Annotated in this window: 10 protein-coding genes and 2 pseudogenes; 8 read left to right on the forward strand and 4 right to left on the reverse strand. The window is 65.8% G+C overall.

Annotated features, from left to right (window positions below; genetic code table 11):
• From JYA52_RS01575 to JYA52_RS01585, 3 genes and pseudogenes are all read left to right on the forward strand, one after another.
• A pseudogene (locus tag JYA52_RS01575) lies at positions 1-1051 on the forward strand (hypothetical protein); the annotation flags it as partial.
• Positions 1052-1266: 215 nt separating this feature from the next.
• A complete protein-coding gene (locus JYA52_RS01580; protein ID WP_205651399.1) occupies positions 1267-2427 on the forward strand; it encodes a serine/threonine-protein kinase in 1161 nt (386 codons plus the stop codon).
• Positions 2424-2936, forward strand: coding sequence for a mucin-associated surface protein (locus JYA52_RS01585; protein ID WP_205651400.1), 513 nt, complete (start codon positions 2424-2426; stop codon positions 2934-2936). The genes JYA52_RS01580 and JYA52_RS01585 overlap by 4 nt, the downstream gene beginning before the upstream one ends.
• 4 nt (positions 2937-2940) lie before the next feature.
• Here the strand turns inward: JYA52_RS01585 and JYA52_RS01590 are convergent, their stop codons facing one another.
• Positions 2941-3084, reverse strand: a complete 144-nt coding sequence (locus JYA52_RS01590; protein ID WP_205651401.1) for a hypothetical protein — start codon at positions 3082-3084, stop codon at positions 2941-2943.
• A gap of 98 nt (positions 3085-3182) precedes the next feature.
• On the opposite strand from JYA52_RS01590, the gene JYA52_RS01595 reads away from it, so the two are divergent.
• Entirely contained in the window at positions 3183-4004 is an 822-nt protein-coding gene (locus tag JYA52_RS01595; RefSeq protein ID WP_205651402.1) for an SRPBCC family protein, read from the forward strand.
• A 108-nt stretch (positions 4005-4112) separates the two neighbouring features.
• Here JYA52_RS01595 and JYA52_RS01600 read toward each other — a convergent pair whose 3' ends face one another.
• A complete protein-coding gene (locus tag JYA52_RS01600) occupies positions 4113-6332 on the reverse strand; it encodes an NADP-dependent isocitrate dehydrogenase (RefSeq protein ID WP_205651403.1) in 2220 nt (739 codons plus the stop codon).
• Between the two features lie 372 nt (positions 6333-6704).
• Here JYA52_RS01600 and JYA52_RS01605 point away from each other — a divergent pair, with 372 nt between their 5' ends.
• Together JYA52_RS01605 and JYA52_RS01610 are read left to right on the forward strand one after the other, a co-directional pair.
• The gene (locus JYA52_RS01605) at positions 6705-7721 is read left to right on the forward strand and encodes a trypsin-like serine peptidase (RefSeq protein ID WP_205651404.1); all 1017 of its coding nucleotides are present in this window, start codon (positions 6705-6707) and stop codon (positions 7719-7721) included.
• Entirely contained in the window at positions 7702-7890 is a 189-nt protein-coding gene (locus tag JYA52_RS01610) for a hypothetical protein (RefSeq protein ID WP_205651405.1), read from the forward strand. Before JYA52_RS01605 ends, JYA52_RS01610 begins: the two co-directional genes overlap by 20 nt.
• Before the next feature lie 124 nt (positions 7891-8014).
• On the opposite strand, the gene purH is transcribed toward JYA52_RS01610, so the two are convergent.
• Entirely contained in the window at positions 8015-9685 is a 1671-nt protein-coding gene (purH, locus tag JYA52_RS01615; protein WP_205651406.1) for a bifunctional phosphoribosylaminoimidazolecarboxamide formyltransferase/IMP cyclohydrolase, read from the reverse strand.
• A 154-nt stretch (positions 9686-9839) separates the two neighbouring features.
• Between purH and JYA52_RS01620 the strand changes: the two genes are divergently transcribed.
• Positions 9840-11192: an MFS transporter gene (locus JYA52_RS01620; RefSeq protein ID WP_205651407.1), complete on the forward strand. Its 1353-nt coding sequence runs from the start codon at positions 9840-9842 to the stop codon at positions 11190-11192.
• A 185-nt stretch (positions 11193-11377) separates the two neighbouring features.
• Positions 11378-12076 (forward strand): GIY-YIG nuclease family protein, encoded by a 699-nt coding sequence (locus tag JYA52_RS22725; RefSeq protein WP_205651408.1) that lies wholly within the window; start codon positions 11378-11380, stop codon positions 12074-12076.
• A gap of 6 nt (positions 12077-12082) precedes the next feature.
• Here JYA52_RS22725 and JYA52_RS01630 read toward each other — a convergent pair.
• Positions 12083-12223, reverse strand: a pseudogene (locus JYA52_RS01630) (integrase core domain-containing protein); the annotation flags it as partial.

A 12223-nucleotide genomic window follows, 5' to 3' on the forward strand; every position in this document is an offset into this window, starting at 1 on the left:
CGCCGGCACCACCGCAGATGCCGTCGTTGACGTGAACCTCGGCAACACCGGAACCGGAACCGCCACGGGCAACGGCACAACCGCCGACGCCCTCGTCGACGTCAACCTCGGCAACACCGGTACCGGAACCGCCACTGGTAACGGCACGACCGCGGATGCTGTCGTCGACGTCAACCTCGGCAACGCCACAGGCGCCGGCACCACCGCAGATGCCGTCGTTGACGTGAACCTCGGCAACACCGGAACCGGAACCGCCACAGGCGCCGGCACCACCGCAGATGCCGTCGTTGACGTGAACCTCGGCAACACCGGAACCGGAACCGCCACGGGCAACGGCACAACCGCCGACGCCCTCGTCGACGTCAACCTCGGCAACACCGGAACCGGAACCGCCACGGGCAACGGCACAACCGCCGACGCCCTCGTCGACGTCAACCTCGGCGAATCGGGGCTGCTGGGCGATGGCGGCGCGGCCGCTGAAGGTGCCGTTAACGTCGGACTAGGGACGGGAACGGATTCCTCTGCTGGTTTGAGCGTCGATCTGGGTATCGGCCTCGGGACCAATACGGCCACCACACCACCGGCAACGGATCCGGGTGACGGCTCCGGAAACGGATCCGACCCCACTGACGGGCAAGGCAACGGCACCGGCACGGACGGCACCGGCACCGACGGTAACACCGGCGGTCAGGGCTCCGGCACCGACGGCAACACCGGCGGTCAGGGCACCGGCACGAACGGCACCGTTACGAACGGCTCCGGCTCGAACGGCACCGGCTCGAACGGCACCGGCACCGACGGCAACACCGGCGGCTCCGCGACCGGGGCAGTCTCCGATGGAAGCGGAATCGTGGTTCTGCCCGCTGGTGCAGTGACTACAGACGGCTCGGTGGCGGCGGCCAACGCCGCGAAGGCGGCCCTGGCCTCAGGCCAGGCGTCCAGCGGCACGCAGTCCCTTGCCAACACGGGGGCAGACGCGGGCCTGCTGCCGCTCGCCCTCGCCCTCCTGGCCATTGGGATGCTGATGGCCATCCGGAGGAGGAAGGCGTAGCCGACTGAAAAGTCTGGGCCCGCTCTGGCTGGCGCAGACTGAACGTCACGGACCCCGCCGGCGGTCCGGCTTCGGGTGGTCTCTGGACCGCCGAAGTCCGGACCGCCGGCAGGGCCGCGCACCCAACCTTGGATTCCAAGCTCAACCTCTGCGGCGTCCGCAGTCCAACCTCCGTATTACCCTTAACGGGACCCACTGCGGATAAGGACGGCAAAGTGTTGGAAGATTCGCCAGGCAGCGCGACCGCTGATGTATTGGACGGGCGCTACAGGCTCGGCGAGGTAATAGGCCGCGGAGGAATGTCTTCGGTCTACACAGCCCGGGACGAAAACCTTGGCCGGGACGTGGCGCTGAAGCTCTTCGCTCCGCAGGCTGCAGAGGCCGACGAGCTCAAACGGCAGGAAGCCGAAATCAGGCTCCTCGCGACGCTCAACCACCCGAGCCTCGTGACTCTGTTCGACGCCGGCGTGGACACCCGTGTGCCGGAACAGCCGAGGCCGTTCCTCACCATGGAACTCGTGGAGGGCCAGGACCTTCGCAGCCGGCTGCGCCACAGCAGGGTTCCGCTCGACGAGCTCGCTGTCATCGGCGCCGGAATCGCCGATGCCCTGGCGTACGTCCATGGTCTCGGCATCATCCACCGCGACATCAAACCTGCCAACATCCTCCTCGTCCAGCAACGTCCCGGGGAGCCCGTGCGGCCCAAGCTCACAGACTTCGGCATTGCGAGGATTCTTGACGGCACGCGGCTGACTGCCACGGGCACCATGGTGGGAACCGCGGCTTACCTCAGCCCCGAGCAGGCGATGGGCTTGCCGCTCTCGCCCGCCACGGACATCTACTCGCTGGGGCTCGTGCTGCTGGAATGCGTCAAGGGAGCCGTGGAATATCCAGGCGGTGCCGTGGAATCGGCGGTTGCGCGGCTGCACCGCGCCCCGGAGGTTCCCGGAGACCTACCGGCGGAGTGGCAACAACTGCTGACGTCCATGACAGCCCTCGAACCGCTGGACCGGCCCACCGCGGCAGACCTGGAGATCGCCCTGCGCCAGGCGCTGGTTTCACCGGACTGTGTGCCCGGCATCGTTGCCGAAGAGGCCACCCGAGTCCTCCCAGCATTGCCGACGCGGCGCCCGTCCGTTCTCCCGGAAGGTCGCGACGCCGCTGCGGAGGAGACTGCCACGCCCTCCGCCGGCCCCAGGCGCGGCCGACGGGCCTGGCTGGCCTCCGCAGTCGCCGCCGCTGCCCTGATCGCCGGAGCATTCGCGGTGACCACGGCCGTGACGGCACCTAGAACGCCCGACGTCGTCACTTACCCCACCGTGACCGGCACCTTGGGCGATCACCTCGTGGAGCTGCAAAAGAGCGTGGAACCGTGAGAGCGCGCCCCCTCCCCCTGAGGCGTGCTCTTCGGCGGGCGTCGGTTGCCTTCGCCGGCGGCGTACTCGCCCTGGGCCTGACGGGCTGCGGCGGCGCCGCTCCCGAACTCGGGGCCGACGCCGCGGCTCAGCTTCAGCAGCGCGCCCTCGTTGTCACCAAGGCAGCGGCCGGAAGTGACCCTGCCGCCGCGCTCACCTCGCTGGAGCAGCTGGCATCCGACCTCGACGCCGCCGCTGCCGACGGCCGTGTGTCGTTCAAGCGCCACCAAAGCATCACGGCGGCCGTCGACACAGTCCGCGCCGACCTTAAGACAGCATTGGCGGCCAAGCAGGCCAAGGCGGCCGAGGCAGCCGCAAAGGCTGCCACCGCTGCCTCGGCCACAACGCCAGCCGTTGTGGCTCCCGCGCCTGCTCCCGCCTCCGGTGACCCTGCCCGGGGAAATGAGGGAAAAGGCACTTCGGACGAGGACAAGGATGACGCCAAAGGACCCGGCAAGGAGAGGGACTGACCGGTTAGGCCCACGACGCCGGGAAGCGCTCCCAGACCCGGTGCGCTGCCAGCTCCTGGATCTCCGGCACCACAGCGTCGGGAGCCTCGCCGACCACGACGCCGGCCGGGTCATCTTTCTCAGTCTGCCGTCGCAGGGCTCTCTTCAATTGCCCGGCGCTTCGGACTACGTTGGAGGTGTTCCACCCAAGATGCAGCAATCAGAACCGCGGGCCGACCGTCCGCTCGCTGAAGGAGTGAACCACGCATGGCAACTGTGCAGGAATCCATCAATGTCGATGTCCCAGTCAGCAAGGCCTACAACCAATGGACCCAGTTTGAGGACTTCCCACATTTCATGAGCGGCGTTGACTCGGTCCGCCAACTCGATGACACCACCGTCCATTTCGAAACGAGCATTGCCGGCGTCAAACGCCAGTACGACGCCCAGATCACCGTTCAGGAACCCGACCAGCGCGTCACCTGGGAAAGCCTGAACGAGCCACGCAACGCCGGAACGGTGTGGTTTGAGCCCCTGGGGCCGGAGCAGACGAAGGTGAACGTCGAACTTACGTGGGAACCCGAGTCCGCAGTCGAGAAAATAGGCGCTGCGGTTGGTCTCGACTCCCGCCAGGTAGCTTCAGACCTGAAGAAGTTCAAGAAGTTCATCGAGAGCCAGGGCACGGAAACCGGCGCCTGGCGTGAGAGCGTCCACGACGGCGAGGTGGACGAGCAGAGAGGGGCCGCCGGGGCGGCTGGCGGAACGGCTGGCATGGCCGGCGCCGCAGGAGCCGGTGCAGGACTTGGCGGCTACGCCGCCGGAACCTCGGGGACCAGCAATGAAACCATCGGCACGGCCCCCTCGGCGGCAGACGACGCCACGGGCTACTCCGCCGGACCCGGAATGGACGCGACGCCCGGCCGGACATACGAGTCAGGCGACGCGTACGACGCCGCCGCCACCGAACGGCCGGTGGATGCGGATCCGGACATGGCCGTCGACGCTCCGTATGGTGACAGCGAGGCGGGCGAGCCCCGCAACGACACCCGACAGGGAGACACGAGGCGGGATGAAACCCCGGACCGTTAGATAGTGCCCGGCTTCCGCCCGCTGAAAGTCAACCCTGAAAGCCAACGCTGAAGGTTAATGCGGAAGCGCCCCGCCGCTCGTTTGAGTGGCGGGGCGCTTGCTTTGGCCTTAGCCCAGGCTGGCGACGACCTTGTTCAGCGTCGCGGACGGCCGCATGACAGCGGCGGCCTTCTCGGCGTCCGGGCGGTAGTAGCCGCCGACATCGACCGGCGAACCCTGGACACCCAGCAGTTCGGAAACGATGGCGTCCTCGTTGGAGCCCAAGGCTTCAGCGACCGCGGAGAAGGAGGCTGCCAGCTCCGCGTCCTCGGTCTGCTTGGCCAGTTCCTGGGCCCAGTACAGTGCCAGGTAGAAGTGGCTGCCGCGGTTGTCGAGTTCGCCGACCTTGCGTTTCGGGGACTTGTCCTCGAGCAGGAACGTGCCCGTGGCCCGGTCCAGCGTGTCGGCCAGCACCTGGGCGCGGGCGTTGCCGGTGGACGTGGCGAGGTGCTCGAAACTGACGGCGAGGGCCAGGAATTCGCCGAGGCTGTCCCAGCGGAGGTGGTTCTCCTTGAGGAGCTGCTGGACGTGCTTGGGCGCGGAGCCGCCGGCGCCGGTCTCGAACAGGCCGCCGCCGTTGATCAGCGGAACAATGGAGAGCATCTTGGCACTGGTGCCGAGTTCGAGGATCGGGAACAGGTCCGTCAGGTAGTCGCGGAGCACGTTGCCGGTGACGGAGATGGTGTCTTCGCCCCTGCGGATGCGCTCAAGGGTGAAGGCGGTGGCCTTCACCGGAGACATGATCTCAATCTGCAGGCCCTCGGTGTCGTGCTCCTGAAGGTATTCGCGGACCTTCTCGATGAGCTTGGCGTCGTGCGCACGGGTCTCGTCGAGCCAGAACACGGCGGGCGTCTGCGAGGCGCGGGCGCGGTTGACGGCGAGCTTGACCCAGTCACGGATGGGCAGGTCCTTGGTCTGGCAGGCGCGCCAGATGTCACCGGGGCTAACCTCGTGTTCCACCAGGACCGTTCCGGCGCCGTCCACGATCTGGACCTTGCCGGGCGCCTGGATTTCGAACGTCTTGTCGTGGCTGCCATACTCCTCAGCCGCCTGGGCCATGAGGCCAACGTTCGGGACAGTACCCATGGTGGTGGGATCGAAGGCGCCGTTGGCACGGCAGTCATCGAGAACCACCTGGTAGATGCCGGCATAGGAGCTGTCCGGAAGAACGGCCAGGGTGTCGGCTTCCTGGCCGTCCGGGCCCCACATGTGGCCGGAGGTGCGGATCATCGCCGGCATGGAGGCGTCGACGATGATGTCGCTGGGCACGTGCAGGCTGGTGATGCCCTTGTCGGAGTCGACCATGGCCAGCGCGGGTCCTTCTTCAAGGCCCTTCGTGATGGCCGCACGGACGCCTTCGCGGACGTCCTCGGGGAGCTCTTCGAGGCCGTTGAGGATTGCGGCGAGGCCGTTGTTGGGGCTGATGCCGGCGGCGGCAAGCTGCTTGCCGTAGGTGTCGAAGAGTTCGGAGAAGTAGGCCTTAACCACGTGGCCGAAGATGATGGGGTCCGAGACCTTCATCATGGTCGCCTTCAGGTGGGCCGAGAAGAGGATGCCCTCCTCCTTGGCGCGGGCCACCTGGGCGGCAAGGAACTCGTCAAGGGCGGCCGCCCGCAGCACGGTGCCGTCGATTACTTCGCCGGCAAGAACCGGGAAGGCCTTCTTCAGGACCTTGACGGTGCCGTCTTCGCGGACGAGCTGGATCTCGATGGTGCCGTCTGCCGGGATCACCACGGACTTTTCGTTGGAACGGAAGTCGTCGGCTTCCATGTGGGCAACGTTGGTCTTCGAGTCGGACGTCCAGGCACCCATGGAGTGGGGATTCTGGCGGGCGTAGTTCTTCACGGACAGCGGCGCGCGGCGGTCCGAGTTGCCCTCGCGCAGGACCGGGTTCACGGCGGAGCCCTTGATCTTGTCGTAGCGCGAGCGAATGATCGTCTCTTCATCGGAGGACGGGTTGTCCGGGTAGTCCGGCAGCTTGTAGCCCTGGGCCTGCAGTTCGGCAACGGCGGCCTTCAGCTGCGGCACGGACGCGCTGATGTTGGGAAGTTTGATGATGTTGGCTTCGGGCTTCTTTGCCAGCTCACCGAGCTCAGCCAGGGCGTCACCGATCTGCTGCTCTTCAGTGAGGTAGTCGCCGAAGACGGCGATGATGCGGCCGGCCAGCGAAATGTCGCGGGTCTCCACCTGCACACCTGCGGTCGATGCGAATGCCTCGACGATCGGCAGGAACGAATATGTTGCCAACATCGGCGCTTCGTCGGTGTGGGTATAGATAATTTTGGCCATGCTCGGGCGTCTCCCTGGAGGTCGGCTGTATGTGGAATCCGGTCTATTTCACCACCCCTTAACTTACCCGAGGACGCCATGCAGCACCCCACCAAGGTGGCCCGGATCACCTTGGCCACGTGAGTCAGCTGTTAACTTGGGGCCGGCATTCCATTGTCCCGGGCGCCGCGTACCCCTATCTTTAGCTCATGACAGAAAACCGCCTAACCGGCTGAACCTGGCTGGAACCCCCGTCGCGGCAGGGGCAGAACAGCACTACCCCTACCTGGAACACATAACTTCAAACGTCTTTTACAAAGCTTGTCATGTCCGGGTAGCCTCAATCCTTCACAGGCGCATTAACACGGCGCCCACCCGATAGGTAGGACCACAATGACGAGCAAGAAGTCTCTGGCCACTAGCCTCGTGAGCTTCTCCACGGGATTGCTGCTGACGCTCTCCGCGGCCGGCGGCGCAACGGCTTCCCCTGCAAAGGCGCAGGATCCCGTGCAGCCGCAGATCGCCAGCACCACCCTCACCACGTCAACCGCGGCGGATTACTGGACGCCCGAGCGCATGCAGGCCGCCGTTCCGGGCGATGTCCTCGCAGCGAAGGCCGTTGCCCGGCAGGTCCACGTTCCGTGGCAGGTCAGCAAGGGCAACGGCGTCGCCGGTCTCACCGAGCAGGGCTCCTTCACCAAGATCGCGGGCACATCCCGTAAAGGTAAGACAGCCCCCCTGCATAAAGATGAAGCGCCCGTGGACCACATCGGCAAGGTCTTCTTCACGCTGGGAGGGGCCAACTACGTCTGCTCCGGCAACTCCGTGTCCGCGGCCAACAAGAGCACCGTCTCCACCGCCGGGCACTGCCTCAACCAGGGACCCGGCGCCTTCGCCACGAACTTCGTTTTCGTGCCGGCCTACAAGGACGGCGCGGCTCCCCTGGGCAAATGGCCGGCAAAGGCACTGTATGCGCCCAAGGAATGGAGCAGCGACGGCAACATCCGGTATGACACCGGTTTCGCGGTGGTTGCCGAGGTCGACGGCAAGAAACTTGCCGACGTGGCCGGCGCCACGGGCGTCGTGTTCAACCAGCCGCGCGGACTGACGTACAAGGCGTTCGGCTACCCGGCGGCAGCGCCGTTCACCGGCAAGACCCTCGTCAGTTGCTACGGGAAAGCGGGCAATGATGCCCTCAACCCGCAGTTCGAAACGCAAGGCATTCCCTGCGACATGACCGGCGGGTCCTCGGGCGGTCCCTGGTTCGTGTCTGACGGCACAGATAGCCCCTTGGGCTTCCAGAACTCCGTCAACAGCTATGGCTACGGCAGCCGCTCCACGGCGATGTATTCCCCGTACTGGGGATCGGTCATCCAGCAGGTCTACGACCGTGCAGCAGCCGCCAAGTAAGGACGGACCGCTGCCTCAGGAGGACCACGTCAGCCACTCCGAGATCAGCCAGACGCCGGAAGAAATCCTGGCATATTGGACGCCGGAGCGCATGGCTGAAGCGAAACCGCGCGAAATCCGGCTCGCAGAGCCTGCGGCCGGCCCGGACGGTGACCCGGAAGCGGACTAACTGAATAAACGACGACGGCGGCTGTCCCCTTGAGGGGGCAGCCGCCGTCGTCCGTGGCGGTGGGTGGGCCCACGCCGTCCGGGTTCCCTGGCCGAGCGCAGCGAGGTTAGGGAGGCGGTGGGGACTAGTGGAAGAAGTGGCGCGCTCCGGTGAAGTACATCGTGATGCCCGCAGCGTTGGCCGCGGCGATGACCTCGTCGTCGCGGACGGATCCGCCGGGCTGCACCACGGCGCGGACGCCGGCGTCGATCAGGATCTGCAGGCCGTCCGCGAACGGGAAGAACGCGTCGGAGGCTGCAACGGCGCCGCGGGCACGCTCCGGTGCGCCGCTCGCGTCGGCGTTGGAGGCGCCTCCGGCGCCGTCCACATCCGAGCTCACCGTCACGCCGAGGGTGTTGGCGCGCTCGACGGCTAGCTTGCAGGAGTCAAGACGGTTCACCTGGCCCATGCCGATGCCCACTGCGGCACCGTTGTCGGCGAGCAGGATGGCGTTGGACTTGGCGGCGCGGCAGGCGGTCCAGGCGAAGGCGAGGTCGGCCAGCGTCGCGTCGTCGGCGGCTTCCCCGGCGGCGAGGGTCCAGTTGGCGGGGTTGTCGCCGTCGGCGTTGACCTTGTCCGTTACCTGGACCAGCACACCGCCGGAAACCTGGCGCATTTCGGCCGGGTACCGGTCGTAGCCTTCGGGCAGGGCAAGCAGCCGGATGTTCTTCTTCTTGGAAAGGATCTCCACGGCTTCCGGCTCGAAGTCCGGGGCGATGACCACTTCGGTGAAGATACCGGCGACGGTGTTCGCCATGCCGGCGGTGACCGTGCGGTTGGCCGCGATGACGCCGCCGAACGCGGAGACAGGATCGCAGGCGTGCGCCTTGGCGTGGGCGTCGGCGATCGGGTCGGCGGCATCAGCGGAACCGACGGCCACGCCGCAGGGGTTGGCGTGCTTGATGATGGCAACGGCCGGCTCGGCGAAGTCGAACGCGGCGCGGAGGGCGGCGTCAGCGTCAACGAAGTTGTTGTAGCTCATGGCCTTGCCGTGGATCTGGTCGGCCTGGGCGATGCCCGCGGGAGCTGCCTTGTCGACGTACAGTGCTGCCTGCTGGTGCGGGTTTTCGCCGTAGCGGAGGACCTCGGAGCGCTCCAGCGCGAGGCCGGCATAGGCGGGCCAGTCGATCACGCCGTCGCCGTCCTCATCGAGGAACTGGCTGGCGGTCCAGGTGGCCACGGCATTGTCGTAGGTGGCGGTGTGAGCGAAGGCCTTGGCAGCCAGGCGCTGGCGGGTCTTCAGATCGAAGCCGCCTTCAGCGGCGGCGCGGACAACGCTGCCGTAGAACGTGGGATCCACCACAATGGCGACGGCGGCGTGGTTCTTCGCGGCGGAGCGCACCATGGCGGGGCCTCCGATGTCGATCTGCTCCACGACGTCGTCCTGCGCGGCACCGGACTTGACGGTCTCCACGAACGGGTAAAGGTTGACGACGACGAGGTCGAACGCCTCGATCTCCATGCCCGCGAGGGTTTCCATGTGGGCCGCAACGCGGCGGTCCGCAAGGATGCCGCCGTGGACCCGGGGGTGCAGAGTCTTGACGCGGCCGTCCAGCATTTCCGGAGAGCCGGTGACTTCCTCCACTTCCTGGACCGGGATGCCGGCTTCGGCAATCTTCTTGGCGGTGGAGCCCGTGGAGACAATCTTGACGCCTGCGGCGTGCAGGCCCTTCGCGAGCTCCTCCAGACCGGTCTTGTCGTAGACCGAGATCAGGGCTCGGCGGATGGGAACACGGTCAAGCTGCGTCAAGGTCACAAAAGTCTCCGTCGTATCTCGCGGCGGCATGCCGCGGTTGGTGGGGATACCGCCAGTTTATCGCGTCACAGAAGCCGGCTTTCCTGCGCTGTCCGAGTGTGAAGCGGCACAAAGTCCGGCCGGCCGCAACGTAAGGTTTAAACAGGAGGCCGAGATGAACATTTACACCGCTGTGCCCAGCGGCGAACAGGTAGTCCAGGAACTGCCGTGGCGTTGGAAGGTGCAGGGCCGGATCTTTCTGATCGGCGGCCTTGGGTTCATGTTTGATGCCTGGGACGTGACACTGAACGGCATCCTGATTCCGCTGCTGTCGTCCCACTGGCAGCTCACCCCTGGCGAGGCCGGCTGGATCGGCACCGCCAACCTGATCGGCATGGCCCTCGGCGCGTTTGTCTGGGGCACCATTGCGGACACGATTGGCCGCAAGAAGGCCTTCACCGCCACTCTCCTGATCTTCTCGATCTTCACGGTTCTCGGGGCCTTCTCCCCCGACTTCATCTGGTTCTGCCTCTTCCGCTTCATGGCGGGGTTCGGTCTGGGCGGCTGCATTCCGGTGGACTACGCACTGGTGGGCGAGTTCACACCGCGCAAGCAGCGAGGCCGGGTCCTCACCGCCATGGACGGGTGGTGGCCCGTGGGCGCCGCGCTATGCGGATTCGTATCGGCCGGACTGGTGGCGGCATTCGCGGACTGGCGGCTGACGATGGTGGTGATGGTGCTGCCGGCCCTGCTCGTGTTCTGGGTGCGCCGCAGCGTACCCGAATCTCCGCTGTTCCTCATCCGCAAAGGCCGCCGCGAGGAGGCGGCCAAGGTCATCGACGACCTGGTCCAGGCCACCGGCGCCGAACCGCGCGCCTACAGCCTGCCCGATCCGCAGGCCGTACCGCGGCTTTCGGCAGGCAGCGCCTGGCAGCAGCTGGTCGGCGTCTGGGCATTCAACTGGAAAATCACCGCGGCCGCCTGGGGCCTGTTCTTCAGCATCCTCCTCATCTACTACCTGTCCCTGACCTGGATGCCGCGGATCCTGATCGGCGCCGGTTTCGCCGAGTACAAGGCGTTCCTGACGACGGCGGGTATGGCCGCCGTCGGGCTTCTTGGGGTCGTGGCAGCTGCGCTGCTCGTGGAGCGGGTGGGCCGCAAATGGCTGCTGGCCATCACCGGCCCGCTTTCAGCGCTGACGCTGGTGATCGTGGCCTTCGTGGTGGACATCCCGACGGCGGCCGTGTTCTGGCTGCTGGTCTTCGGCTTCATAGTGCAGGTGGCAATCCCGGTCCTCTACGCCTACGTGTCCGAGCTCTACCCGACCGAGCTGCGGGGATCGGGCTTCGGCTGGGCGTCGACGTTCTCCCGGCTGGGCGCGGGCTTCGGGCCGCTGATTTTCGCCAACTACTTCTGGCCGGAGCTGGGCCTGGCAACGTCGTTCGCCCTCGCCGGCGGCCTGGTCCTGCTGGCCGTGCTGTGGATGATGTTCTTCTCCCCCGAGACCAGGCAGCGCCGCCTCGAGTAGGGCCTATCGGCGTACTTGGGAACTGGCACACCTTCGTTGTGCGCATCTGCCCCAATGTCATAGGGTGCCGCTAATGTCTGGGGGGGAAGGTGGGCGCGACGGGGCGAGGAGCAGTATCCGGACGGTGGCACCCACGCCGAGTGCATCCAACGTGAGCAGCAAACGTCGAACGAAGGACACCAGCGGTGACTGAGCTCCCAGCGGCAACCCCGTACAAGTATCAGGGTCTCCCGCTTACACCAAACGTGATCGCAGAGCTGGCCAAGGAACTGTTGAAAACTCCGATGTTTCGTCGGTCGGAGCTGATCGGGGCGGTTGAGCAATATCATTCGGAGAATGGTGGGGCAGCTGCCCAAAGTCTTACTTCCGCCACTAAGAAGGCGCTCCGGAACCTGGTTGATGCGGGACTCTTGGAACCTACCGGGGCGTACGGATATTGGCGATGGCTCACGCCGCCTCATGTAACTGTTGAGGAGGACGGCTCTTCCGTAGTCGACGAGGAAACAGAAGAGTTGGATCTAACCGACGATACGATCGTCGAAGTAGCAGGGTCGGGAAGCGTCTACGTCTACTACTTCCCCACCTACAAGCTGTTGGCTGAGTTTCGTCGAGAAGAGCGGTGGCCAGTCAAGGTGGGGATGACCTCCCTTGGTGACGCCAAAATTCGGATCAGTGACCAACAGGGAACTGCAATGCCCGAGCAACCTGTGGTGGCCTACGTCCGGCGAAGCGAAACGCCTGTCAAACTCGAACGATTGGTGCACGCGGTCCTGTTTTATCGCGGTCGACAACTGGATGACGCTCCCGGCAGTGAGTGGTTCAGCTCAAGCCCAGAGGAAGTCAAGTCCATCATCGATTGGGCATACGCCTGCGAGGACGCCTAGCTAAGGCTAGGTGTAATTCCCACGGAGGTTATGAACGCGGCTGATGGGAGTTTTTCCTCCGATGCCGGTATGGGTCCTGTGATGATTGTACTGATGTAGCCAATCGGGGTACGTGGCTGCTCGCTCGGTTTCTGATGTGTAGGGACG

Origin of the sequence: Arthrobacter pascens (assembly GCF_017052465.1) — a bacterium.
Taxonomy (GTDB): Bacteria; Actinomycetota; Actinomycetes; order Actinomycetales; family Micrococcaceae; genus Arthrobacter; species Arthrobacter pascens.

Excerpts from the sequence above, each read along its gene's own strand:
- JYA52_RS01600 (WP_205651403.1), bottom strand. The coding sequence starts at position 6,332 with ATGGCCAAAATTATCTATACCCACACCGACGAAGCGCCGATGTTGGCA.
- JYA52_RS01605 (WP_205651404.1), top strand. The coding sequence starts at position 6,705 with ATGACGAGCAAGAAGTCTCTGGCCACTAGCCTCGTGAGCTTCTCCACG.
- JYA52_RS01595 (WP_205651402.1), top strand. The coding sequence starts at position 3,183 with ATGGCAACTGTGCAGGAATCCATCAATGTCGATGTCCCAGTCAGCAAG.
- JYA52_RS01620 (WP_205651407.1), top strand. The coding sequence starts at position 9,840 with ATGAACATTTACACCGCTGTGCCCAGCGGCGAACAGGTAGTCCAGGAA.